The sequence below is a fragment of the Pseudaeromonas sp. HNCC25DJ182 genome (assembly GCF_055413365.1).
The window spans coordinates 85380-110078 of sequence record NZ_JBVAYG010000009.1 but is presented as its reverse complement, the minus strand read 5'-3'; the positions used below and the strand labels follow the sequence as shown (position 1 = coordinate 110078).

The 24699-nt window shown below is 54.7% G+C and carries 24 protein-coding genes; 12 read left to right on the top strand and 12 right to left on the bottom strand.

All coding sequences use genetic code 11. The features are described 5' to 3' along the window. Positions 1–143 precede the first annotated feature (143 nt). On the bottom strand, positions 144–635 hold the full coding sequence (gene lrp, locus ACZYUB_RS09325; RefSeq protein WP_463947357.1) for a leucine-responsive transcriptional regulator Lrp: 492 nt from the start codon (positions 633–635) through the stop codon (positions 144–146). 634 nt (positions 636–1269) lie between these two features. Here lrp and trxB point away from each other — a divergent pair. Continuing rightward, positions 1270–2223 (top strand): thioredoxin-disulfide reductase, encoded by a 954-nt coding sequence (gene trxB, locus ACZYUB_RS09320; protein WP_463947355.1) that lies wholly within the window; start codon positions 1270–1272, stop codon positions 2221–2223. Between the two features lie 66 nt (positions 2224–2289). On the opposite strand, the gene ACZYUB_RS09315 is transcribed toward trxB, so the two are convergent. After that, positions 2290–2760 (bottom strand): outer membrane lipoprotein, encoded by a 471-nt coding sequence (locus tag ACZYUB_RS09315; RefSeq protein WP_463947354.1) that lies wholly within the window; start codon positions 2758–2760, stop codon positions 2290–2292. A gap of 17 nt (positions 2761–2777) precedes the next feature. On the opposite strand from ACZYUB_RS09315, the gene aat reads away from it, so the two are divergent. From aat to infA, 3 genes are all read left to right on the top strand, one after another. Beyond that, positions 2778–3485: a leucyl/phenylalanyl-tRNA--protein transferase gene (gene aat, locus ACZYUB_RS09310; RefSeq protein ID WP_463947352.1), complete on the top strand. Its 708-nt coding sequence runs from the start codon at positions 2778–2780 to the stop codon at positions 3483–3485. Beyond that, positions 3482–4195, top strand: a complete 714-nt coding sequence (locus ACZYUB_RS09305) for an arginyltransferase (RefSeq protein ID WP_463947350.1) — start codon at positions 3482–3484, stop codon at positions 4193–4195. Before aat ends, ACZYUB_RS09305 begins: the two co-directional genes overlap by 4 nt. 67 nt (positions 4196–4262) lie before the next feature. Further along, entirely contained in the window at positions 4263–4481 is a 219-nt protein-coding gene (infA, locus tag ACZYUB_RS09300) for a translation initiation factor IF-1 (protein ID WP_460884534.1), read from the top strand. Between the two features lie 57 nt (positions 4482–4538). Here the strand turns inward: infA and clpA are convergent, their stop codons facing one another. After that, positions 4539–6830, bottom strand: a complete 2292-nt coding sequence (gene clpA / locus ACZYUB_RS09295) for an ATP-dependent Clp protease ATP-binding subunit ClpA (RefSeq protein ID WP_463947348.1) — start codon at positions 6828–6830, stop codon at positions 4539–4541. A 46-nt stretch (positions 6831–6876) separates the two neighbouring features. Then, positions 6877–7197, bottom strand: coding sequence for an ATP-dependent Clp protease adapter ClpS (gene clpS / locus ACZYUB_RS09290; RefSeq protein ID WP_463947346.1), 321 nt, complete (start codon positions 7195–7197; stop codon positions 6877–6879). Between the two features lie 250 nt (positions 7198–7447). Between clpS and cspD the strand changes: the two genes are divergently transcribed. Continuing rightward, positions 7448–7666, top strand: a complete 219-nt coding sequence (gene cspD, locus ACZYUB_RS09285; protein WP_463947344.1) for a cold shock domain-containing protein CspD — start codon at positions 7448–7450, stop codon at positions 7664–7666. 95 nt (positions 7667–7761) lie between these two features. On the opposite strand, the gene icd is transcribed toward cspD, so the two are convergent. Beyond that, positions 7762–9015, bottom strand: a complete 1254-nt coding sequence (gene icd / locus ACZYUB_RS09280) for an NADP-dependent isocitrate dehydrogenase (protein WP_463947342.1) — start codon at positions 9013–9015, stop codon at positions 7762–7764. Positions 9016–9308: 293 nt separating this feature from the next. On the opposite strand from icd, the gene ACZYUB_RS09275 reads away from it, so the two are divergent. The 4 genes from ACZYUB_RS09275 to purB all read left to right on the top strand — a co-directional run bounded on the left by ACZYUB_RS09275 (position 9309) and on the right by purB (position 13046). Beyond that, on the top strand, positions 9309–9839 hold the full coding sequence (locus ACZYUB_RS09275) for an NUDIX hydrolase (RefSeq protein WP_463947340.1): 531 nt from the start codon (positions 9309–9311) through the stop codon (positions 9837–9839). Between the two features lie 82 nt (positions 9840–9921). Beyond that, the gene (mnmA, locus tag ACZYUB_RS09270; RefSeq protein ID WP_463947338.1) at positions 9922–11031 is read left to right on the top strand and encodes a tRNA 2-thiouridine(34) synthase MnmA; all 1110 of its coding nucleotides are present in this window, start codon (positions 9922–9924) and stop codon (positions 11029–11031) included. A 2-nt stretch (positions 11032–11033) separates the two neighbouring features. Further along, positions 11034–11654 (top strand): high frequency lysogenization protein HflD, encoded by a 621-nt coding sequence (gene hflD / locus ACZYUB_RS09265; RefSeq protein ID WP_463947336.1) that lies wholly within the window; start codon positions 11034–11036, stop codon positions 11652–11654. Between the two features lie 24 nt (positions 11655–11678). Then, the gene (purB, locus tag ACZYUB_RS09260; protein ID WP_463947334.1) at positions 11679–13046 is read left to right on the top strand and encodes an adenylosuccinate lyase; all 1368 of its coding nucleotides are present in this window, start codon (positions 11679–11681) and stop codon (positions 13044–13046) included. A gap of 98 nt (positions 13047–13144) precedes the next feature. Here purB and ACZYUB_RS09255 read toward each other — a convergent pair whose 3' ends face one another. Next, positions 13145–13600, bottom strand: coding sequence for a GNAT family N-acetyltransferase (locus tag ACZYUB_RS09255; protein ID WP_463947332.1), 456 nt, complete (start codon positions 13598–13600; stop codon positions 13145–13147). A 64-nt stretch (positions 13601–13664) separates the two neighbouring features. Next, the gene (pdxH, locus tag ACZYUB_RS09250) at positions 13665–14303 is read right to left on the bottom strand and encodes a pyridoxamine 5'-phosphate oxidase (RefSeq protein ID WP_463947330.1); all 639 of its coding nucleotides are present in this window, start codon (positions 14301–14303) and stop codon (positions 13665–13667) included. Between the two features lie 222 nt (positions 14304–14525). Here pdxH and ACZYUB_RS09245 point away from each other — a divergent pair, with 222 nt between their 5' ends. Both ACZYUB_RS09245 and ACZYUB_RS09240 read left to right on the top strand, forming a co-directional pair. Continuing rightward, positions 14526–14933: a methyltransferase family protein gene (locus ACZYUB_RS09245; RefSeq protein WP_463947328.1), complete on the top strand. Its 408-nt coding sequence runs from the start codon at positions 14526–14528 to the stop codon at positions 14931–14933. Positions 14934–15107: 174 nt separating this feature from the next. After that, positions 15108–16400, top strand: a complete 1293-nt coding sequence (locus tag ACZYUB_RS09240) for an RsmB/NOP family class I SAM-dependent RNA methyltransferase (RefSeq protein WP_463947326.1) — start codon at positions 15108–15110, stop codon at positions 16398–16400. A gap of 65 nt (positions 16401–16465) precedes the next feature. Here the strand turns inward: ACZYUB_RS09240 and ACZYUB_RS09235 are convergent, their stop codons facing one another. From ACZYUB_RS09235 to ACZYUB_RS09215, 5 genes are all read right to left on the bottom strand, one after another. Further along, entirely contained in the window at positions 16466–16825 is a 360-nt protein-coding gene (locus tag ACZYUB_RS09235; RefSeq protein WP_463947324.1) for a hypothetical protein, read from the bottom strand. A gap of 256 nt (positions 16826–17081) precedes the next feature. Then, positions 17082–18992: a DEAD/DEAH box helicase gene (locus ACZYUB_RS09230; protein ID WP_463947322.1), complete on the bottom strand. Its 1911-nt coding sequence runs from the start codon at positions 18990–18992 to the stop codon at positions 17082–17084. Positions 18993–19136: 144 nt separating this feature from the next. Beyond that, positions 19137–19559: a hotdog fold thioesterase gene (locus ACZYUB_RS09225; protein ID WP_463947320.1), complete on the bottom strand. Its 423-nt coding sequence runs from the start codon at positions 19557–19559 to the stop codon at positions 19137–19139. 83 nt (positions 19560–19642) lie between these two features. Continuing rightward, complete coding sequence (gene ydiJ, locus ACZYUB_RS09220) at positions 19643–22696, bottom strand: D-2-hydroxyglutarate dehydrogenase YdiJ (protein WP_463947318.1); 3054 nt, start codon at positions 22694–22696, stop codon at positions 19643–19645. Between the two features lie 163 nt (positions 22697–22859). After that, complete coding sequence (locus ACZYUB_RS09215; protein WP_463947316.1) at positions 22860–23396, bottom strand: arsinothricin resistance N-acetyltransferase ArsN1 family B; 537 nt, start codon at positions 23394–23396, stop codon at positions 22860–22862. Positions 23397–23648: 252 nt separating this feature from the next. On the opposite strand from ACZYUB_RS09215, the gene ACZYUB_RS09210 reads away from it, so the two are divergent. Further along, positions 23649–24596 carry an aminoimidazole riboside kinase gene (locus tag ACZYUB_RS09210; protein WP_463947314.1) on the top strand — a complete coding sequence of 316 codons (948 nt, stop codon included), beginning with the start codon at positions 23649–23651 and terminating at the stop codon, positions 24594–24596. The last annotated feature ends 103 nt before the right edge of the window (positions 24597–24699 follow it).

The following is a 24699-nucleotide window of genomic DNA, read 5'->3' as shown; positions in this document are numbered from 1 at the left end:
GGGCTGGCCACCGTCGCTGACGGCGGTGCCAAGCCGCGACATTATACTCGGGAGAGGTCGCACAAATGCAAATAAGAAATGAGCGGCAGGCCGCTCATTTGCTGGATATCTATACATGAAGTTCAGTGAGCGTCAGATCTGCATCACTTGGTGCTGATCACCAGGCGATTACTCTGCTTGACTTCTTCCATGACCACATAGGTTCGCGTGTCATTAACACCCGGCAAACGCAACAAGGTCTCGCCCAGCAGACGACGATAGGCCGACATATCCGATACCCGGGTCTTCAACAGATAGTCAAAGTCTCCTGAGACCAGATGACACTCCTGGATCTCTTCCAGGGTTTGCACCGCTTTGTTGAATTGTTCGAAGACATCCGGAGCCCCCCGATTCAGGGTAATCTCGACAAACACCAACAATGAAGCATCCAGAAAATGCGGATTGAGGATTGCCGTGTAGCCTTCGATAAAACCCTGGCGTTCCAGGCGGCGCACACGTTCCAGGCAGGGAGTTGGACTCAAGCCCACACGCTTGGACAATTCAACATTCGAAATTCTGCCATCCTTCTGCAGCTCATTCAGAATATTGCGGTCAATCCGGTCCAAGTCTCTCAGCCGACTGTTCTCTTCCAGCATATTATTCCATCCTTTGACAAACTTTTAGAGCAAGACCTGGTGAATTTATATTCACACCAGCAATTAATGTCAATCTACGCCCGACATTCAAAATTATAATATTTGGGTATAACATTATAATAACAATATTCAAGCGTTGTATGCAGCCAAAATCGGTATAAAAATACAGCAATGAAGCATAATTATCCACTACTCAGTGGTGAATAAAACAACATATCTGGCTTTCAAACCGCCATAAACACCGGCTGCAACCCGATGCACTAGCATCGTCTGGCAGGGTTTATGGGAAAGAGGCGGAGTAAGACAGCAGAAACACTCCTTCCCTCGCTACGCTACAGAACTAACAATTGCCATATTTATGCATATTATTCAAGAGAATTGGCTTGATGAATGGCATAAAGCAGCATACTCCACCAAGAGGTCACACCAGATACCGAGGAACAGGGGGCCGGGCAACGACAAATCGCCGCATGAAATGCTTTTCTACTTGTCGCCCAATCCCGGAAAAGCGGTATGAGCTCCAGCGCGGCCCGACTGATGTTGGAAAAATCGATTGCCCCAATCGAATTATCGATCTTTACCCCCTGCCCCCCTTTACCTAGAATCGATGGGTCATTTACTGGAGAATTCGAGCATGAGTCAAATCAAGCACGCCAAGCTTTTGATCCTGGGATCAGGCCCCGCTGGCTACACAGCAGCCGTCTATGCCGCCCGGGCGAACCTCAATCCTGTTCTGCTGACTGGCATGCAGCAAGGCGGCCAGCTCACCACCACCACCGAAGTCGAAAACTGGCCCGGTGATGCCGAAGGCTTGACGGGGCCTGGCCTGATGGAGCGGATGAAAGCTCACGCCGAGCATTTCAATACCGAGATGGTCTTTGACCATATCCATAGTGTCAACCTGCAGCAAAAACCGTTTCGCCTGAGCGGTGACAGTGGCGAATACAGCTGTGATGCGCTGATCATCGCAACTGGCGCCTCTGCTCGTTACCTGGGCTTGGAATCCGAAGAGGCCTTCAAGGGCAAGGGGGTCTCCGCCTGTGCCACCTGCGACGGTTTCTTCTATCGCAAACAGAAAGTGGCGGTCATCGGTGGTGGTAATACCGCCGTCGAAGAAGCTCTCTATTTGGCGAATATTGCTTCCGAGGTTCATCTCGTTCATCGCCGTGATGAATTCCGTTCGGAAAAAATCCTGATCCAGCGTCTGCACGACAAGGTTGAACAAGGCATCATCAAGCTGCACCTGAACCAGACTCTGGATGAAGTCCTGGGTGATGAGATGGGTGTGACCGGGGTCCGGTTGCGCAGCACGAAAGATGGTTCAGTCTCCGAAGTCGACGTCATGGGTGTATTCATCGCGATTGGTCATAGCCCGAATACTGCGATCTTCCAAGATCAGCTGGAGATGAAAGACGGCTATCTGAAGGTCAAAGGCGGCAGTGATGGTTTCGCCACCCAGACCAGTGTGGAAGGTGTGTTTGCCGCAGGCGATGTTGCGGATCATATTTACCGTCAAGCCATTACTTCGGCTGGCACAGGGTGTATGGCTGCGCTAGATGCCGAGCGCTATCTGGACAGTCAACGCTAAAAAAGCGCAATTTGACAAAGGCACACCTTGGTGTGCCTTTTTCTTGTCCGCACGTTTGACACCGCCTTAGAAGGTTTTATCGACCCGCACACCGTCATCGAAATAGAGGATCCGGACCGGGTCCCCGGCCATGAACACCATAGCCGGATCATAATCTTGTATCACATTGATCAGCTTGCCCTTCTCATCACGAATGAGGAGTTCCACCAGTTGATATTCCCGGCTCTGGGGTTGCGTCCAAGCCTGCGTGGCACCCGCACCGACCAAGGCCCCCACCGCAGTCGCTATCTCCCGGCCGTGACCGCTACCGAACTGATTACCGACCAAGCCCCCTAGTACGGCACCACCCAAGGTTTTCCAACCGTTATATTCAGACTCCACCACTTGAGTCTGGGTAATATTCCTGACCGAATCGATTTTACCAAATACCACCTGATTGACGGGCCTGGCAACATTCCGTTGGTATGGAGCCGCTTGAACACCCACTACGGTGACAAGCAGCAGCACTATCGTTATGATCAGCCTGTACTCATTCATGAAGGTATCCTGCATCTATGTCTAGGTCGCTGGCGCAGTTAGAGCCGGGATCGCTATGGTTCCCCCAGCCGCATTCGGCGTTGCACGAACCCAATGGACTGTTGGCGATTGGCGGCGATTTGATGCCTGCTCGTTTGCTGCAAGCATACCACAATGGCATTTTCCCTTGGTATGGCGCCCATCAACCCATCCTCTGGTGGTCGCCGGATCCGCGAGGGGTTCTCCAGCCAAGTAATCTACACATCAGCCGCAGCCTGCAGAAACGTATCCGCAAGCAGGATGTCGCAGTCTGGATCAATCGTGATTTTATGGCCGTCGTTGCGGCTTGTGCCGCCCCGCGCCGTGACTGTTACGACACCTGGATCCACGAAGAACTGATGGCGAGCTATGCCCAACTGCATGCCGCAGGCCATGCCCACTCGGTTGAAGTCTGGCAGGGTGACGAGATGGTTGGCGGCCTGTACGGAATTTCGGTTGGACGGTTATTCTGTGGTGAATCGATGTTTTCACGACAAGCAGATGGGTCAAAGCTCGCGCTGGTCGCACTATGTCGACATTTTAGTCATAGTGGTGGTGAATTAATTGACTGCCAGATGCAAACTGAGCATCTACTCTCGTTGGGTGCTGAAGAGTGGCCCAGAGCTGCCTTCATCCAGCGATTGCATCAATTGCGTTCCCAATCCGTAACTCCTGATTGCTGGAAGCGCCAGCAGGTAGCCTTATGACAGAATTAGCGTTACGAATTGGTCTGACACCGGAACACAGCTGTAGCTACCTGCCGGGAGAATCCGAGCGGCTGATGGTGCTGCTGGAAGACAAGTTCAGAAATCCGGCTGGGTACGAAAATCTGCTGGTCGCCGGCTTCCGACGCAGTGGCAACGACCTGTATCGTCCTCATTGTCAACATTGTGAAGCCTGCCGCTCACTGCGGATCCCGGTGGCACAATTTACCCCCTCCCGCAGTCAAAAGCGGATCCGCCAGCTCAATCGCGATGTGCACATGGTATTGAGTACGCAAGATAAACCCGAGTATTACGACCTATTTGCTCGCTATATCAACGAGCGGCATTTTGACGGCAGTATGTTTCCCGCCACGCGGAATCAATACGACAACTTTTTACTCTGCGACTGGCTCCAACCCTACTATCTGGAATTTCGACTGGATCAGCATCTGATTGCGCTGGCAATAACCGATCCGCTCCCGCACAGTCTGAGTGCTATGTACACCTTCTTCGCTCCGGAGCACGCAGACCGCTCCCTGGGGACCCATGCCGTTCTCTCTCAACTGGATTTAGCCCGGCGCATGAACCGTAAGTGGCTCTATCTGGGCTACCAGGTAGATGCCTGTCGCAAGATGAAATACAAGACCCGCTTCCACCCTCACGAGTTGTTGTGTGGTCACGAATGGAAAACTAGCACGGCAAACGAGGAGTAAACTTTACACAGCGAGCTAAATCCGGCATGATCCGCACGTTTTTTATAGTGGCTATCACGAGGATTAAATGTCTAAAGAAGACAGTATTGAGATGCAAGGTACCATCCTGGAAACCCTGCCTAACACTATGTTTCGGGTTGAATTGGAAAACGGTCATGTGGTTATTGCCCATATTTCCGGAAAGATGCGCAAAAACTACATCCGCATCCTGACTGGTGACAAAGTCACAGTGCAGCTCACCCCTTACGACCTGTCTAAAGGCCGCATCGTTTTCCGCTCTCGATAAGCCCGGGAAAAATCATTTCAGCCCCCAGCAGATGCTGGGGGCTGAGCTTTTTATTGCCTAATTAACAGCCTCAACCGGTTGGTGTGCAGACTGGATGTCGAACTTCAATTCATCCTCCTGCAGATCAACGCGGACTGAGCCACCACCCACCAACTCACCAAATAACAACTCGTTTGCTAATGGCTTCTTGAGTTTGTCCTGGATTAAGCGGGCCATCGGTCGCGCGCCCATCGCCTTGTCATATCCCTTCTCGGCCAGCCAGTTACGTGCGGCAGACGTGATTTCCAAAGAGACACCCTTGGCATCCAGCTGAACCTGCAACTCAACCACGAATTTATCGACAACCTGATGAATCACCACCATATCCAGTTGGTTGAACCAGATAATATGATCCAGCCGATTACGGAATTCCGGACTGAAGGTACGGTTGATTTCCGACATCGCATCGAAACTGTGATCCTGTTGCTGGAAGCCAATGGACTTGCGCTGAGTTTCCTGAACACCGGCGTTGGTCGTCATCACCAAGATCACATTCCGAAAGTCCGCCTTGCGGCCATTGTTATCGGTCAAACTGCCGTTATCCATCACCTGCAACAGCAGATTAAAGACATCCGAGTGCGCCTTTTCGATTTCGTCCAGCAACACCACACAATGAGGATGCTTGATGACGGCATCGGTCAATAACCCTCCCTGTTCAAAGCCCACATATCCCGGCGGTGCACCAATCAGGCGTGAAACCGTATGACGCTCCATGTATTCAGACATGTCAAAACGCAACAATTCAACGCCCATCGCCTTGGCCAACTGCAGCGTGACTTCCGTCTTACCAACCCCGGTTGGACCCGCAAACAGGAAGGAACCTACCGGTTTGCGCTCATTACCCAAACCAGAACGGCTCAGACGAATAGCATCCGTCAACACATCAATGGCGCGATCCTGACCAAACACCACCAGCTTCAGGTTGCGTTCGAGGTTCCTCAACACTTCCCGATCGGAAGAGGAAACCGATTTTTCAGGGATCCGGGCGATCTTGGCGACGATCGATTCAATTTCACCAACATTGATCACCTTCTTGCGCCGGCTGACCGGCAACATCCGCTGGCTGGCACCCGCCTCATCAATCACATCAATGGCCTTGTCCGGCAAGTGACGATCATTGATGTACTTGGCGGCTAACTCTGCAGCCGCACGCAAAGCTTTGGCGGTATAGCGCACGTTATGATGAGCCTCATAGCGACTCTTGAGCCCCATCAAGATACGTGTCGTATCGTCCACCGATGGCTCCAGCACATCGATCTTCTGGAAACGACGGGCCAGCGCATGATCTTTTTCAAAGACCTGGGAATATTCCTGATAGGTAGTTGAGCCGATGCAGCGCAGCAAACCGGCAGAGAGGATCGGTTTGATCAGGTTAGCCGCATCCAGTTGACCGCCGGAGGCAGCGCCTGCACCTATGATGGTATGGATCTCGTCGATGAAAAGAACCGCACCTTCCTGTTTCTCCAGCTGTTTGAGGAGCACTTTGAAGCGTTTTTCAAAGTCGCCCCGATATTTAGTGCCAGCCAGCAAGGAGCCCATATCCAGAGAATAAATAACATTATTGGCAATAACTTCTGGAACATCGCCTTTAACGATCCGGTAGGCCAGTCCTTCGGCGATAGCAGTCTTCCCTACCCCTGCCTCACCAACCAGCAGCGGATTATTTTTACGACGGCGACAGAGGATCTGCACGGTGCGATTAACTTCATCATCGCGACCAATCAACGGATCAATTTTGCCTTCCAGAACCCGCTGGTTCAGATTGGTGACAAACTGTTCCATCTGGATGGAGCCGGATTCTTCGCCCGAACCGTCTCCGTCTGCAGAATGGCTTGCTCCCGGCGAGGAACCCCGCAATTCATCTCCCAGATGATTGTCCTTGCGGATACCGTGGGAGAGAAAATTCACCACATCCAGACGGCTGATATCGGATTTTTTCAGGAAATAGGCAGCTTGTGATTCTTGCTCACTGAATATGGCCACCAGAACATTGGCCCCGCTGACCTCGCTGTTCCCTGAGGACTGCACATGGAATACAGCTCGCTGTAATACTCGTTGAAATCCCAAGGTGGGTTGAGTCTCACGTTCAAAATCATCTTTCGGGATCAGCGGAGTCGTTTGCTGGATAAACCCGGTAATATCCTTGCGCAATTGTTCCAGATTGGCGCCACATGCCGTCAATGCATCCTTGGCAGAATGATTATCCAGCAAAGCTAATAACAAATGCTCCACCGTCATGAACTCATGATGGGCATCACGGGCATCTTTGAACGCAAGGTTCAGAGTTTGTTCTAGTTCTTTACTCAGCATGGGCACCTCCCCCCGAGAATACTGAATTCGCTCTGTAATGGGATACTCAAGCCTGCTCCATGGTACACAACAAAGGATGCAGGTTTTCCCGTGCATACTCGTTGACCTGTGCCACCTTGGTCTCTGCAATCTCCGCAGTGTAGATACCACATACCCCCTTTCCCTGGTAATGCACTGCGAGCATGACTTCTGTTGCTTGCTCCAGATTCATCCGAAAAAACTTCTGCAAAATCTCTACCACAAAATCCATCGGCGTGTAGTCGTCATTGTTAAGCACCACTTTATACATCGAAGGTGGTTGCAACACTGTAGCAGTGTCTGCGGACTCCTGATGCTGCGGTGAGGCGGCTTCCTTAAACTTACCCATAAACACGACCCTTACACTTAATTACTACCCTGACCACGGGCATTGTCAATATCACATTTGATTTACAACTTTTTATAACATGCGCACCTAGGCACACAATGAATCCAAGGCTTGACTTGGCGATTTTTCACACTAGATTGGTTCTTTGGTGACCAATCCCATCAATTCCTCGAGGTACCCCCTCAGTTATAAATGGCCTTGGTTACTGACTCAACGGCTTTAAGGTGTTTTTGATTAAGGACGTAGGCGTATGGCTACCGGAACGGTGAAGTGGTTTAACAACGCAAAAGGATTTGGGTTTATTTGCCCGGAAGGCGGTGGAGACGATATTTTCGCCCACTACTCCACTATCGATATGAATGGATACAAGACCTTGAAAGCAGGCCAGAGTGTTCATTTTGAGATGCAGGCAGGTCCCAAGGGGTACCATGCGGTGAGCATAGTACCGACCGGGGCACAAGAATCCTGAGCTCGTAACACCCCATTTGAGCATGAAAAAAGCGGGCCGAAAGCCCGCTTTTCATTTGTAGGGAAAAAGCGGTAGTTTCCCGCCGCTATAAGACATCACATCTGGGCAATCATATCGTCCGCAAACTCGGAACACTTGCGCAGAGTGGCGCCTTCCATCAAGCGTTCAAAGTCATAGGTTACTGTCTTGTTACGAATGGCAGCTTCCATGCCTTTGATGATCAGATCGGCCGCTTCCACCCAACCCATATGGCGCAACATCATTTCCGCAGAGAGGATTAGAGAACCCGGGTTCACCTTATCCTGACCGGCGTACTTGGGTGCAGTACCATGGGTCGCTTCAAACAGGGCCACGCCATCACCGATGTTGGCACCCGGTGCAATACCGATACCACCAACCTGAGCCGCCAGAGCGTCAGAGATGTAATCGCCGTTGAGATTCATACAGGCAATGACATCATATTCCGCCGGACGCAGCAGAATTTGCTGCAAGAAGGCATCGGCAATGACATCCTTGACCACAATGGTCTTGCCGGTCTTGGGATTCTTGAATTGACACCATGGACCGCCATCGATCAACTCGGCACCAAATTCTTCACGAGCCAGTTGATAGCCCCAATCCTTGAAGGCACCTTCGGTGAACTTCATGATGTTGCCCTTGTGAACCAGCGTCACGGACTCACGATCGTTATCGATTGCGTATTCAATAGCGGCACGCACCAGACGCTGGGTACCGGCTGCCGACATAGGTTTGATACCAATACCACAGTTTTCCGGGAAGCGGATTTTCTTCACACCCATTTCGGTACGCAGGAAATCGATGACTTTCTTGGCTTCGGCAGAATCAGCCTTCCACTCGATACCCGCATAAATATCTTCAGCATTTTCACGGAAGATCACCATGTCGGTCAGTTCGGGGCGTTTCACCGGACTCGGAGTCCCTTCGTAGTAACGCACCGGACGCAAGCAGATGTACAGATCCAGCTCTTGACGCAGGGCTACGTTCAAAGAACGGATACCACCACCGACTGGCGTGGTCAGCGGCCCCTTGATGGCGACATGGTATTCGCGGATCAGATCCAGAGTTTCGGCAGGCAACCAGACATCCGGACCATATAGCTGAGTGGATTTTTCACCGGTGTAGATTTCCATCCAGGAGATCTTGCGTTCGCCGTTATAAGCCTTGGCAACGGCAGCATCCACCACCTTGATCATCGGCGGGGTGACGTCCACACCAATACCATCACCTTCGATGAAAGGAATGATCGGGTGATTCGGCACTACCAATTTGCCATTGGCGTCCAGAGTAATTTTCTGACCTTCACTGGGTACGACGACTTTACTTTCCATCAGTGTCTCCTAACTTCCGGTTGTTATCATAGTGTCAATATACTGCCGGTCATCTTAGCCCAACCGATGTTATAAGCAAACCGCCATCACGCTCCTGCACCACCTCGATATCGAAGGTGATTGCAATTTGTTAACATAGGTCGCGCCGTTTTATGTTAACGGCTCGGGTCTGGATCGAACATCAGGATCCGACGCAAGGATCTTGGCTGGCACCCTCGGCAATGACTATTGTATCAGCACTTGATGTGTCGTCATGATCGTCAAGACTTCAGTGAAAGAAGAAGTAATCCAATATGAGATTTCGTCCCAACGTGACTGTCGCCGCCGTTATCCGCTGGCAAGATCGATTCTTGCTGGTCGAAGAGCGGGATCATGGCCATCAGGTTTTCAATCAACCGGCAGGACATCTGGAAGCCGGCGAGAATCTGATTGAGGCCGCCTGTCGCGAGATACAGGAAGAAACCGGCTTAACGCTACGCCCCGATGGCTGGCTGGGAACCTATATTTATTCCAGCCCCTATCGCAAGCTCACCTATCTGCGCTTTTGCTTTTATTGCGAACTGACCCGGGATCCCGGCGCCCACCTGCCCCAGGATCCCGATAACGATATTATTGCCTGTCATTGGCTGACTGAGCAGGAAATCCGCGCCTTGGGTCATAAGCTGCGTAGTCCGTTAGTGCTGGAGTGTCTGGAGGACTACTTAGAAGGTGTACGTCTGCCACTATCTAGCCTGAAAGACCGCCGCCGGGTGCAAAATCCAAATCGTTCGGGACGTCCAGCAGGTAACCCATACCGCTCGCGGGGACCGGAACAGAAGAACTGAGGTTTTGCGTGTTTGCCGGCGTGATCGTTGCCCCCCCTTTCTGTTACAATGCGCACAGTTTTTTGCAACCATAGCCAATTAGATGACAGATAAGAGCCAAATCAAGGTGATCGTCGGTATGTCCGGCGGTGTTGACTCCTCAGTTTCCGCCTACCTGCTGCAACAACAGGGGTACCAGGTAGAAGGCCTGTTCATGAAGAACTGGGAAGAGGATGACACGGACGAATACTGCTCCGCCGCTCAGGATTTGGCCGATGCCCAAGCCGTGTGTGACAAGCTGGGGATCGAGCTGCATACCATCAATTTCGCCGCAGAATACTGGGATAACGTATTCGAGCTGTTTCTTGCCGAATACAAAGCCGGACGCACGCCAAATCCGGATATCCTCTGTAACAAAGAGATCAAGTTTAAGGCCTTCCTGGAATTTGCCGCCGAAGAGCTTGGTGCCCGCTATATTGCCACTGGTCATTATGTGCGCCGCGATGACAGTACCGGTAAACCTCGTCTGCTGCGCGGTCTGGATAGCAACAAGGATCAGAGCTATTTCCTCTATACCCTGAGCGAACAGCAAGTCGGCCAGAGCCTGTTTCCGGTCGGAGATCTGGAAAAACCGGAAGTCCGGCGCATTGCCGAGCAGCTGGATCTGATCACCGCCAAGAAGAAGGACAGCACCGGCATCTGTTTTATCGGCGAGCGTAAATTCAAGGATTTCCTGGCCAAGTTTTTACCGGCACAGCCAGGCCCTATTGAAACCGTCGATGGCCAGATCATTGGTGAACACCAGGGGCTGATGTATCACACTCTGGGCCAGCGCAAGGGCCTGGGTATTGGCGGCATGAAAGACGCCGGTGATAACCCCTGGTACGTGGTGGATAAAGATGTCGAACGCAACGTTCTGGTTGTCGCTCAGGGCTACGAACATCCGCGTCTCTACTCCGATGGGTTAATCGCCAGTCAACTGCACTGGGTGGATCGCCAACCCATCCGTGAAGCGTTTGACTGTACCGTCAAGACCCGCTATCGCCAGCAAGATCTTCCCTGTCGCGTGGAACCTCTGGATGACCAGACCATCCGGGTGATTTTTGCCACGCCACAAGCTGCCGTAACCCCGGGACAATCCGCCGTCTTCTATCAGGGCGAAGTCTGTCTGGGTGGCGGCATCATCGAACAACGTTTTCGTCATCAGGAGTGAAGATGAGCGATAAACAAGCGATACGGACCATGGCTTTTGCCGCTATTTGCCAAGCGGCCCATCTGGTGCAGCAGGTGTCACGCACCGGTACTTGTGATGATGCAAGCCTCCGCCAAACTTTAACCGGTATCCTGGTTACCGACCCGGAGTCGCCCCAGGATGTCTTCGGAGAAGCCAACCTCAAAGAGGGTTACAAGGCCATCGTTGAACAACTGGGCCATGGCAGCAGCCCGAAAAACGCGGAGTTAACCCGCTACGTGGTCAGCCTTATCGCCCTGGAGCGTAAATTGTCAGGTCGTCGTGATGTGCTCAATATGCTGGGCGAGCGCATCAGTCAGGTAAAGCGTCAACTGCATCACTTCGATCTGCTGGATGAGCAGGTCCTCGCCAATCTGGCCAGCATCTACAGCGAGCACATCAGTCCGATTGGCCCGCGGATCCAGGTCGCCGGCACTCCGGTGTATCTGCAACAACCTCTGGTCCAGCACAAGGTTCGCGCCCTGCTGCTGGCCGGTATTCGCGCCACAGTCCTGTGGCGTCAGGTCGGCGGTCGCCGACGCCATATCCTCTTCTCCCGAGGCAAAATGGTGGCGTCAGCACGTTCGATGTTGAATCAAATCTAAACCCCTATTTCAGGAGCTTATTCCATGGACTTGTCAGCACTGACAGCGGTTTCCCCCCTCGATGGTCGTTATGGCGACAAATGTACGGCCCTGCGCCCCATTTTCTCCGAATACGGCCTGCTGCGCTTTCGCGTAGAAGTCGAGGTTCGTTGGTTGCAACAATTAGCCAGCCATCCCGGAATCCCCGAGGTACCGGCCTTATCCGCCGCTGCCAATGCCCTGCTCGACAGCATTGTCACCGACTTCAATGAAGAAGATGCCGGTCGCATCAAGGCCATTGAACGCACCACCAATCACGATGTCAAAGCAGTGGAATACTTCCTCAAAGAGAAAGTCGCCGCGAATGCCGAACTCCACGCGGTAAGCGAATTCATCCACTTCGCCTGTACCTCGGAAGACATCAACAACAACTCCCACGGCTTGATGCTCAAGACTGCCCGTGAAGAGGTGATCCTGCCATATTGTGAAAAATTGGTCGCCGAAGTAAAACGTTTGGCTCACGAATACCGGGACATGCCGCTGCTGTCCCGCACCCACGGTCAACCGGCCTCGCCGACCACCATGGGCAAGGAGATGGCCAACGTCGCCTACCGTCTGGAGCGCCAGGTCAAGCAGATCAAGGCGGTCGAGATCCTGGGCAAGATCAATGGTGCCGTGGGGAACTACAACGCCCATATCAGCGCCTATCCGGAAGTGGATTGGCATGCGTTCTCCGAACAGTTCGTCACCGGATTGGGGCTGATCTGGAACCCCTATACCACCCAGATCGAACCGCACGACTACATCGCCGAGCTATTTGATGCCATTGCTCGCTTCAACACCATAGTGCTCGATTTTGACCGGGATATCTGGGGTTACATCTGCTTAGGCCACTTCAAGCAGCGTACCATTGCCGGTGAAATCGGCTCCTCCACCATGCCGCACAAGGTCAACCCCATCGACTTCGAAAACTCCGAGGGCAACCTGGGTCTGGCCAATGCCCTGTTTGACCACCTGGCTGCCAAACTGCCGGTCAGTCGTTGGCAACGGGATCTGACCGACAGTACAGTGCTGCGCAACCTGGGTGTAGCGGTCGGCTATTCGCTGATTGCCTATCAAGCCACCCTAAAGGGCATCTCCAAGTTGCAAGCCAACGAAGCCGCCATGGCGGCCGACCTCGACAGCAACTGGGAAGTACTGGCCGAACCGATCCAGACGGTGATGCGCCGCTACGGCATCGAGAAACCCTATGAAAAACTCAAGGAGCTGACGCGTGGTCGCCGTGTGGATGCTCAGGGCATGCGGGAATTTATCGATACCCTGGAATTGCCGGAACACGTCAAGGCCGAGCTCAAATTGCTGACCCCCGCCAACTACATCGGCCGGGCGGTGAAACTGGTGGATGAGCTGTAATTCACAGCACAGTCACCCCGCTCAGGCGATATAGACGGTAATGCACAAACAGGAGGCCAATGGCCTCCTGTTTTTATGTAGGAAATGCAATGTGACCTCTAACTCAGACGATTCTCCGGCTCGGGACCGAGCGCCGAATTGCGGATTTCCATCATCTGCTCCGGTTGCGACAACTCGTTAAAACCGAGCTTGCGGTACAAGCCGTGAGCGTCTTGAGTCGCCAGCATGATGCGCCGTAATCCTTGCAGTTCAGGGTGGGCCAGAATACAACTCACCAGCCATTGTCCAAGCCCCTGGCCCTGAAATGCCTCCAGCACAAACACATCGCTCAAATAGGCAAAAGTCGCCTGATCCGTGATCACTCGGGCCAGGCCGATTTGTTCTTCATCCCGATACAGGCCAAAGCACAGGGCGCCGTCCAGCGCCTTACGAACCTGAGCCTCGGAGATATCCTTGGCCCAATAGGTCTGGCGCAGAAAATCGTGGATCACGGCCAACTGCAACAACCGGGGATCGGTCGAGACCCTAAACTCATAGCGCTGCCACTCCATCATTGACTCCTGTCTTGTTATCATCACCTTCAGTGTAGGCAGCCAGAGCCGAATTCAGCCAGCGGGCTCAGGGTGCCAGGCGATCAATGTGCCAGAGATCCGCCATCCGGGTAAACAGGAAGCGATCATGCAGACGGTGCGCCCCACCCTGCCAGAATTCGATGCTATCAAAACGCACCCGGTAGCCCCCCCAGAAACTGGGAAGCGGGATCTCGCCATTGGCAAATTTTTGCTTGAGCTCCATAAATTTGGACTCCAGCATGCTGCGTGCCGAAATACGGCTCGATTGTTGACTCACCCAGGCCGCGATCTGGCTGTCTTTGGGCCGGGAGTGGAAATACTTCACCACTTCCAGCGGCGACAAGGGTTCGGCCACCCCGGTAACATGCACCTGACGGTCCAGGTTATGCCAGGGAAACAGCAGGCTCACCTGGTTATTCTTGGCGATATGCTGCGCCTTGCGGCTGCCCAGATTTGTATAAAATACAAAACCTTGCTCATCATAGTGCTTAAGCAGAACGATCCGCTGAAACGGCTGACCGGAGCCATCAACTGTCGCCACACTCATGGCGGTCGGATCCGGCAATTTGGCATCACAGGCCTGACGCAGCCACGTTTCAAACAACTCCAACGGATTGACCGGCAAATCCTCGCGATGCAACCCGCCCTTGGTGTATTCCCGCCGCAGATCGGCAATATCCATCATGCTATTCCTTCTTCAAACCTGGGGGCATTTTGCGCCGAGCCCCCTCTGATCTCAAGGCGTTATCTCACCTTCCCTCACCTCCTCATCCCCCCAAGCTGGGCCGCAGACTAGCTCGCCCCTCCATCAGCCAGTAAGATAGTGACTCTCTTTCAGACTGGGTTTCCTACCATGCTACTGTTTCGACTACCACCACCGTTGATTTTTCTACTCACGGCCGGAGCCATGAGTCTGGTAGCTGATCTCTGGCCTGGAGCGGCACTGCCATTACCACTGCACGCCGCTTGGGGTATGGCAGCTGGCTGTGGGATTATCAGCCTGGTACTGAGTTGTTGGGCTAGCTGGAGCTTTCATCGTGCTGGCACCACGGTAGATCCTCGCCATCCGGAGCGGACTCACACCCTGATCACCCACGGCGTATACCGGCTCAGCCGCAATCCCATGTATCTGGCATTACTGTTACTCCTACTCGGCTGGTCGCTGATCCTGGCCAATGGTTTGGCCCTAATGGGGTTACCCCTGTGTTTCTGGTATCTGGATCGCTTTCAAGTCCGCACGGAAGAGCAGCAACTGCGGCAGCGCTTCACATCTGATTACTATGCCTATCAACGCCGAACCCGCCGCTGGCTCTAGTTGCAGGTACCGGCTGGCACTAATCCATGGCTCCAGAAGTACACGCCAGAGTAGTGCGCGACGCAGCCCAGCAACACCTGGCTTGATTCGACAACAGAAACCGGTGCGCGGGTTGCGTCTATACCGCTTAACCCCTATGATCGCAGCCGTTTTCCCTCCTCCCGTTGAGTCATCATGCTGAAGAATTCCTTGACCCTGCGCCAGGCCGAACTGGTCGTGGCGGTATTGAGCGACGTACTGGGTAATGGTTCCACCCTGGACCGTGCCTATGCCCGACAATTTGCCGAGGTGCGTCTGGCACCGACAGAACAGGCGAATATCGCCTTTGTCACCGGCGATCTGATGCGCCGCCTGAACCTCTACACCCTACTGGCTGGCGTCAGCATGGATGAGGCGGCGGTGGCGGGATGGAGTCTGCTCTGTGTCTGGCACCAGTTCTACAATCTGCCACTGCCGCCCTGCCCGGCCGCCAGTCTGTTTAATCTCAAGAGTTATGAAAGCCGCAAGGCCACGGCGCGCAATCTGCCGGCTCTGTGGGATGGCTGCCCGGAGTGGTTGGATGCCCTCGGCGAAGAGCAGTTAGGTGAAAGCTGGGCTGCCGAACGGCGAGCTTTGACCCAACATCCCAAACGCTTCCTGCGGGTCAATACCTTGAAGTGCGATCAGAATACCCTGACTCAACGGTTACTCAATGAGCGGGTCAATGTGCGTCCGGTTTCTGGCATTGCCAATGCGCTGGAAGTACTGAATGATGCCGCGCTGTTTCGTACCGACTCATTTCAGGAGGGCTGGTTCGAGCAACAAGATGCCGGCTCCCAGCAAATCGCCGAATTCCTCGATGTACAACCGGGTATGCGGGTTATTGATGCCTGCGCTGGAGCAGGCGGTAAAACGCTGCACCTGGCTGCCTTGATGCAAGGCAAGGGACGACTGCTGGCACTGGACGTCGAACAGTGGAAGCTGGATAACCTCAAACAGCGGGCTCGCCGTGCCGGTGCGCACAATATCGAAACTCGCCTTATCACCTCCAGCAAGACCATCAAGCGCCTCAAGGAGAGTGCCGACCGGCTGTTGCTGGATGTTCCCTGCTCAGGCCTCGGCGTGCTCAAACGCAATCCGGATGCCAAGTGGCGGGATGCGGCCGAGCGTTTGCCGATCCTGATGGCCCTGCAGGCCGACATTCTCAACCGTTACAGCAAGATGGTGAAGCCGGGTGGCGAGCTGGTCTACGCCACCTGCAGTATCCTGCCCTGTGAAAATCAGGATCAGGTTGCCAAGTTCCTCGAGGCCCATCCGGGTGAGTTCACCCTGGTACGCGAACGCGTGGTCAGCCCGGCCCAGAGCGGCTTTGATGGTTTCTATATGGCCTTGATCCGCCGTGAAGCCTCTCCAGCTTTGGCCGTGTCTGATCATGCCGGCGCAGGGGTGGAAGCTAAAACCGAGACGGCGGAAGCCAATATCGAATGATGTTGGTCCCGATATAAGAGGGCGCCTTCGTGGCGCCCTTTTACTATCCAAATAGCTATCTTTCACTATCCTTCCGGCGGCAATTGTTGGCATGGTTCCGGCAATTGCAGGCTGATAGCCTCAACAGACTGCAGCTGCAGCACATCATCATAGCCTGCCGCCGCGCCAGTACGTTGCTTGCCGCTGAGTTCTCCGACCAACTCTACGTAGATGGGCTGATAGGGACGCCGGGTATACTTGAGTGCATACTCCCGTAACGACAGCGCCACATCACTACTGCCATCCAGCCAATAGACCAGATTGCCCGGGCAAGGCTGAAAACTGTTGACCTCGGCCCCTGCTCGGTACAACCCCTGCCACACGGCGGCTTGCGCAGACATACAGACAAACCACAACCCCAGACACCGCCATACCATTGAAGACACAGCACACTCCCGCGAAGATCAATGCTCACCATGCTGCAGAATACCGAGCCCATACTCGGGCTGGTATAAGGGGTATATCAGCCATCTCAACAAGGATAGGCCATGCAAACGGGCTGGGGCTAACACGCACATCACGCGATTTCTAACCACATGGAGGGACTGAACCCATTAGATTGTCGCTTTCGATATCAAACTCAAAAAAAATGCCCCTGCTTTTCAGCAGGGGCATTCAGAACCAGTCGTTCAGATGACGGGATTAACGGTCGTTGCGACCACCTTTATCGAACTTCGGCTTGTTGTCGAACTTGCGCGGTGCACCGCTACGCTTGGCATCGCCAAACGGACGATCACGACCACCTTCCGGACGAGGAGAACGGCTGCCTTCCGGGCGTGGGCGGCGATCCGCGAACGGCTTGCCACTGCGCTCGGTGCGCTCTGGCATTTGACCGGTAAAATGGCTGATCTCCAACGGACGGCCACAGACGCGGGCGCGCTTGAGGATCTCCATGGTCTCGGTCGGCATGCCTTCCGGCAGATCGACGGTGGTAAAGGTATCGAAAATCTCGATATGGCCGATGAAGGCACTGCCGATGTCGGCTTCATTGGCAATTGCACCGACGATCTGACCCGGCTTGACGCCGTGTTCGTAGCCCACTTCAACGCGGTAACGCTGGGTCACCACATCCGGATGATCCTTCAGCGGACGAGCGCCGGCAGACGGGGTCTTGCTGCGCTCACGACGCGGACGATCTTCACTGCTGAAACGGTCGCTACGGTCATTGCGATCAAAGCGCTCATTACGATCATTACGCTCGGAGCTGCGTTGTGACGGCTCAGGTTGGCTCTCGTCCATAAACAGCGGCTCGTCACCCTTGACCATCTTGGCCAGTGCGGCGCACAGATCCAACGGCTCGACGCTGTCATCCTGCAGGAATTCGTTCACCACTTCCTGGTACTGCTCCAGATCGTCAGACAGCAGGGTGTCACGGATCTGTTGCTTGAACACTTCCATGCGATGCTTGTTGATGTCCTGGGCAGATGGCATATGCATCGGCTCAATCGGTTGACGCGTGGTGTGCTCGATGGCACGCAACATCCGGCGCTCGCGGGGCGCAACAAACAAGATGGCATCGCCGGTGCGGCCAGCACGACCGGTACGACCAATCCGGTGCACATAGGATTCGGTATCGTAAGGAATATCGTAGTTTACCACGTGGGTAATACGCTCAACATCCAGACCACGGGCCGCCACGTCGGTGGCAACCAGAATGTCCACTTGGCCGTTCTTGAGCTTTTCCACGGTGCGTTCACGCAATTTCTGCGGAATATCACCGTGCAGGGCTTCACAGGCATGGCCGCGGGCAGCCAGCTTGCTGGTCAGCTCTTCGGCAGCCGTCTTGGTACGGACGAAGGCCAGCAAGGCATCATAGGGCTCGACTTCGAGCAGACGGGTCATGGCATCCAGCTTGTGCAGACCGGAAACCAGCCAGTAGCGCTGACGCACGGTAGAAGCAGTGCTGGTCTTGGAGGCAATTTTCACCTCGGCCGGCTCTTGCAGGTGACGATGAGCAACACGACGGATCACATCCGGCATGGTCGCGGAGAATAAGGCAATCTGGCGATCGTGCGGGCACTGTTCGATGACCCACTCCACATCGTCGATGAAACCCATACGCAACATTTCGTCCGCTTCATCCAGAACCAGGGCGCGCAGTGCAGACAAGTCGAGCTTGCCTTTACGCATCAGGTCCATGACCCGGCCCGGCGTCCCGACGACAACCTGGGCACCGCGCTTCAATGCACGGATCTGAGTTTCGTAGGAAGAGCCGCCGTAGATAGGCAGCACATGGAAATCTGGCAGATATTTGGCGTAGCTCTGGCATGCTTCAGAAACCTGGATCGCCAATTCACGGGTTGGAGCCAGGATCAGGATCTGGGTGGCGGTGTCACGGGGGTTGAGGCGAGACAGCAGCGGCAGAGCAAAGGCAGCGGTCTTACCGGTACCGGTTTGCGCCTGGCCTAAAATGTCACGGCCTTCCAGCAGCGGCGGGATAGCGCCAGCCTGGATGGGGGATGGGGTTTCATAGCCAACATCAAGAATGGCTTTGAGGATCGGTTCAGCAAGGCCAAGCTCGGTAAAGCTCGGAACAGTTTCAACTTCAGACATAAGTTCTTCCGGTTAAGAGGAATGAAAACGGGCTCCTAGCGGCAAATCTCTCATGTCGCTGCTGGCCCGGTATCGCAAGGGGGGCAGATTATATACATAGCTTAGACATATTGTCGCGAGAAATGTGACAATTATCTCATTCAATTACTTTTTCTTCAGGATGGCCAAGGTGATCCGGCTGGTACAGATGAGCCGTTGTCGCTCATCGTGGATCTCGATCTGCCACAATTGAGTCGTCGCGCCCAGATGCAAGGCCCGGGTCGTTCCCGTCACATATCCATCCCGCTTCGCGCGTACATGATTGGCGTTGATTTCCAGCCCCACACAGTAATAATCTCGGCTGACGCACAGATTCCCCGCCACCGAGCCGAGCGTCTCGGCCAATACCACTGAAGCGCCACCATGCAACATACCCAAGGGTTGGTGCGTCTGCGGCCCGACGGGCATGGTGGCTTGCAAGTAGTCCTCGCCCACGTCGCTGTAGCAGATCCCCAGATGGGCCACGAGGGTATTTTCAGAGCCCTGATTCAGACTCTGCAGGGTAAAATCCCGTTTCCAGATGCTCATGTTGCCGATTGCTCCCATGAAAAAGGCGCACCTGGCGGTGCGCCTGCTAGTCTACCTGGCTTGCTGGTTGGCGTCCTGTCGCGTTACAGCAGACCTAACAACGCCTGTACCGGGTGTAACAGCTTCTCGCCTTCCATCCGTTTGACCTGGCTGCGGCAGGAATAGCCGGTGGCCAGACACTGACTCTTCGGCAAGTTAGCCATGGCTGGCCCCCAACTCATCTGGTAGATATCCTTGGAATCCTGCAAATGCTTCACATCATGGCCATAGGTTCCCGCCATGCCACAGCAGCCCACGGCGATGGATTTGAGTTCGACGCCAAAATGGCTGAACAGCTTGCTCCAGTCACCATGGGTCGAGGGTTTGACCGTCTTCTCGGTACAGTGTGCAAACAGGTAAAACGGTGCCTTGGCCTCGCGAGGCGCAATGTTTACCTGTGCCAATACCGACAGTAACCACTCCTGGGGCAGTTGAACGTTGAAATCCCCCCGCGCATCTCCCAGCGCCTTCGCATATTCATCCCGATAGCACAACACCATGGCTGGATCCGGCCCGACCATCGGGATACCCAGATGGTGCAGACGGTTAAAGAACTGGGCTGCGTTGGCCGCCGTGCGGGCAAAGCTGCGCAGGAAGCCTTTGATATGTTGTGGCTTGCCATTCGGTTTGAACGGCACCAGTAACGGACGGAAACCCAGCTTCTCCATCAGCAGAACCAGATCCCGCACCACGGGAGCATCGTAATAGGAGGTAAAAGGATCCTGCACCACCAGCACCACCTTCTGCCGCTCCTCGGTAGAGAGCGCCTCCAGCTGTTCCAGATTGAACAAGGAGGCGGCGTGTCCGGCCAGCTCCTGCTTGAGGGTCGGCTCGCTGAGGATCGGCACATCCACCATACCAATGGTTTTTTCGGTGGCCTTCTGGACCCAATTTTGCTTCAAGAAATAATTGACGACGCCGGGGGCCTTGGCCATCAGCGGCGCATAGGATTCCACCGTCGCCACGAAGTAGTCCTTGGCTGGACGCAGATAGCGTTGATGATAGATCTCCATGAACCGGGAACGGAAGGCCGGAACATCAACCTTGATCGGGCACTGACTGGCACAGGCCTTACAGGCCAGACAGCCCTGCATCGCCTCCATCACTTCGTGAGAGAAATCATACTCGCCCCGTGCCTTGCTCAGGGTATTGCGGACCCGGCCGACCAATTCACGCCAGCGCACACCGCCATGGTGGATTTCCACCTCTTCAGCTAAGGGATCATAGCCCTGTACCTCGAGCTGGCGCAGCCATTCCCGCATCAGGGTGGCACGCCCTTTCGGTGAGTGACGACGATCCCCCGTCAGCTTGAAGGAAGGGCACATGGGCGAGCTGTGTTCGAAGGTGAAGCACAGGCCATTGCCATTGCAGGATAAAGCATCGGTAAAACTGTCGCGCACCGCCACCGGGATCTGGCGGTCATAAGCACCGCGCTTGGTAGCGTCCACGGAGACCAGAGGCGTATCGACCCCCATCGGGGTGCAGATCTTGCCTGGATTCATCCGGTTTAGCGGGTCAAATGCCGCCTTGATCTTGCGCAACTCATCGAACAAGGTTCCGAAATAGGCAGGGCCATACTCGGAGCGGAAACCACGGCCATGCTCACCCCACATCAGACCACCATATTTGGCGGTCAACGCCACCACCTGATCGGAAATTTTGCGCAGCACAACCTCTTGCTCCGGATCGCACAAATCCAGCGCCGGGCGCACATGCAGAACCCCGCAATCGACATGACCAAACATGCCATAGGAGAGTTGGTTGGCATCCAGCAGGGCACGGAACTCCATGATGAAATCGGCCAGCTTCTCCGGAGGTACGGCTGTATCTTCGGTAAAGGGTACCGGCTTCTTGCGGCCCTTGGCGTTGCCGAGCAGGCCCACCGCCTTCTTGCGCATGGCGTAGATGGTTTCGATACTCGCCAGCTCATCACAAACCTGGTAGCCGATCACTCCGCCCTCTCCGGCGGCTAACAGCCCATCCAGACGAGCGGTCAGTGCCTGCACCTTGCGCGCCTGCTCGCTGGCATCATCACCCGCAAATTCGATGATATTAATCCCCAGCATGGTCTTGCCCGGGACATCTTCGATGAGTGATTTGACCGAATGCCAGATGATATCGCCACGGGCCAGATCCAGTACCCGCGAGTCGACAGTCTCCACCGATAAGGCCTCAGCCGCCACCATCACCGGAGCATTGCGCAAAGCCGATTCGAAGCTGTCGTATTTGACGTTGACGAGGGTGCGGAACGTCGGGATCGGCGTCAGATCCAGCTTGGCCTCGGTAATGAAGGCTAACGTCCCTTCCGAGCCGCACAGCAGACGACTCAAGTCCACCCCGTCGCAGGCGGGATCATAGACATGCTTGAGATCATAACCGGTCAGGAAGCGGTTAAGTTTGGGGAAGGTCGCTTCCACTTCAGCTCGTTTATCCCGCGCCGACGCCAGCACCTGACGATAGATAGCCCCTTCCCGACCGGTGTCAGCCAACTTGGCGTCCAGAGCCTCCCCCTGAACCGGATGGGCCTGCAGTAAGGAGCCGTCATCCAGAACGGCAGTTACCGCCAGTACATGGGCCGATGTTTTGCCATAGACTAAAGAGCCCTGCCCCGAAGCATCGGTATTGATCATGCCGCCAATGGTCGCCCGGTTGCTGGTTGACAACTCGGGCGAGAAGAACAGGCCGTGGGGCTTGAGGAATTCATTGAGTTTGTCTTTGACCAGCCCCGCTTGCACTCGTACCCAGCGCTCTTCGAGATTGAACTCCAGAATGCCATGCATATGACGGGAGAGATCCACGATGAGCCCATCGTTCAAGGACTGGCCATTGGTCCCGGTACCGCCGCCTCGTGCCGAAAAACTGATGCCACTGTATTTAGGCGCTCGCGCCAGCGTGGTCAGCAACACCACATCGGCGGTGCTGCGGGGAAATAACACCGCTTGGGGTAACCACTGATAGACGCTGTTATCCGTCGCCACGGCCAGACGGCTGGAGTAGGAGCTTTCGACATCACCGGCAAAACCGGCGTCAATCAGCGCCTCGATAAAGGTGTGATAAACGGGGGTAATTCCATCCTGGATATTGAGTCTCGGGATCATGGCTGCCTGACTTCCCTGGTTGCCACCGCGACCGCGGCGAGGTTCACGAAAAAAAAGGGCTATATGTATAGCAGCCACGCTCGTTGAACCAAAGCAAAATTATTGCTTTTTTGCCCTCAAAAAAACGATTGCGCTGCTCAAAACCAACCCAGGATCCTGAGGCTTATTCCAGCGCCGGTTCAGCCATGCTCTCACCGGAAAGATGGGGGCGAACCCGCGACAGAGAGAGTTGCCAATAGCCGATATCGATCCATTTTTCGCGCTTAAACCCCACCTCCTTGAAGTGAGCCACCTTGCTGAAGCCCATCTTCTCATGCAGATGAATACTGGCGGCATTCGGCAAGCTGATGCAGGCGACGGCCGTGTGGTAGCCTGCCTCTCTTAATCGGGGTAGCAGCTCACGATACAGCTCGGTGCCCAGATTGCGCCCCCGGGCACTGGGCGCCAGATAGACTGAGGTTTCGACGCTATAACGATAGGCGGCACGACTCTTCCAGGCACTGGCATAGGCGTAACCCAGCACTTGTTCCCCTTCGCAAAACACCACCCAGGGATACCGATCACTGATACTGGTGATTCGGGCTGCCATCTCCTGAGGCGTTACCGCCACCTCCTCAAACGATATATCACTCTGCTCGACATAATGGTTGTAAATGGCGCTGATGGCAGCGCCATCGTCCGGGGTGACGTTCCTGATCATGCTGCTCTCCTAACAAGTGGCAGACCTGAGGCGGGCCTGCTCCCAGATTAACCCAAAGCTGTGGTGCCTGCATCCACTCCCCCAAGCTCACGGCCGACATAACCAGTAAGTAGACCTCCAGTACGATCCAGGGCGAATGATTGAGGACCCGTAAATGGGGGCAGCTCACAAAGTAGAGGTACTGCACGTTGAGCAATTGCAAAATTAAATCGGTTTAGCTAATTTGTGTCCAGTTTATTTGTGAGGTGAGTTATGACAAATCGAGTCTGGGTATTGGGCGATGCCGTGGTGGACCTGGTGCCCGATGGCAGTGACCGCTATCTGAAATGTCCAGGAGGGGCTCCTGCCAATGTGGCAGTCGGCATCGCCAGACTGGCTGGCGACAGTGCCTTTATCGGTCGGGTCGGCGCCGATCCTCTCGGCAACTTTATGCGTCAGGTGCTGGCTGACGAAGGTGTGAATACCGACCATATGGCGGGAGATCCGCTGCATCGTACCTCGACGGTGCTTGTCGATCTGGATGATCACGGAGAGCGCAGTTTTACCTTTCTGGTTAAACCCAGTGCCGATCTATTCCTGCAACCTGATGAATTACCTGAATTTAGTGCCGGGCAATGGTTGCATCTGTGCTCCATAGCCCTGGCTCAGGAGCCCAGCCGCAGTGCCGCGTTGACAGCCATGCAAGCGATCCGGGCGACCCATGGTTATGTCAGCTTCGATCCCAATATCCGCCTGGAGGTCTGGCCTGACCCGAGCGAGATCCGCGCATGCCTGGAACAGGCACTGGCATTGGCAACCGTGGTCAAACTCTCCCGGGAAGAGCTGACCTATCTGTGTGGCCCGATAGATATGGAGATGGCTATCGAGCAGCTGATGGGACGTTATCCGATCCAGTTACTTCTGGTCACGCTAGGTGGTGATGGCGTACTGGCCCATGACGGCCAACAACTGCATCACCTGGCCGCACGCAGCATTCAAGTGGTTGATACGACAGGAGCTGGTGATGCCTTTGTCGCCGGGTTATTGGCCGGTCTGGCGGAACATCCTCAACTGCCGGGCTGGGAGCACTTGCTCCCAATCATCCAGCAAGCCCAAGGTTGTGGCGCTCTGGCTACCACGGCGCGAGGAGCCATGACGGCTCTACCGAGCCATCGTCAGCTAGCGGAGTTTTTGACTCATAAATTCCTGAGGGTGCCCTGACAGTGCGGGGTAGCCTGTGTGTCCCGGATTGGGATGCCACTTCTTGCCGGGCTTGTCCCGGTTTTTTTATCGGTCTCAGTTGCAGAACAGCCCTGCCCCATAG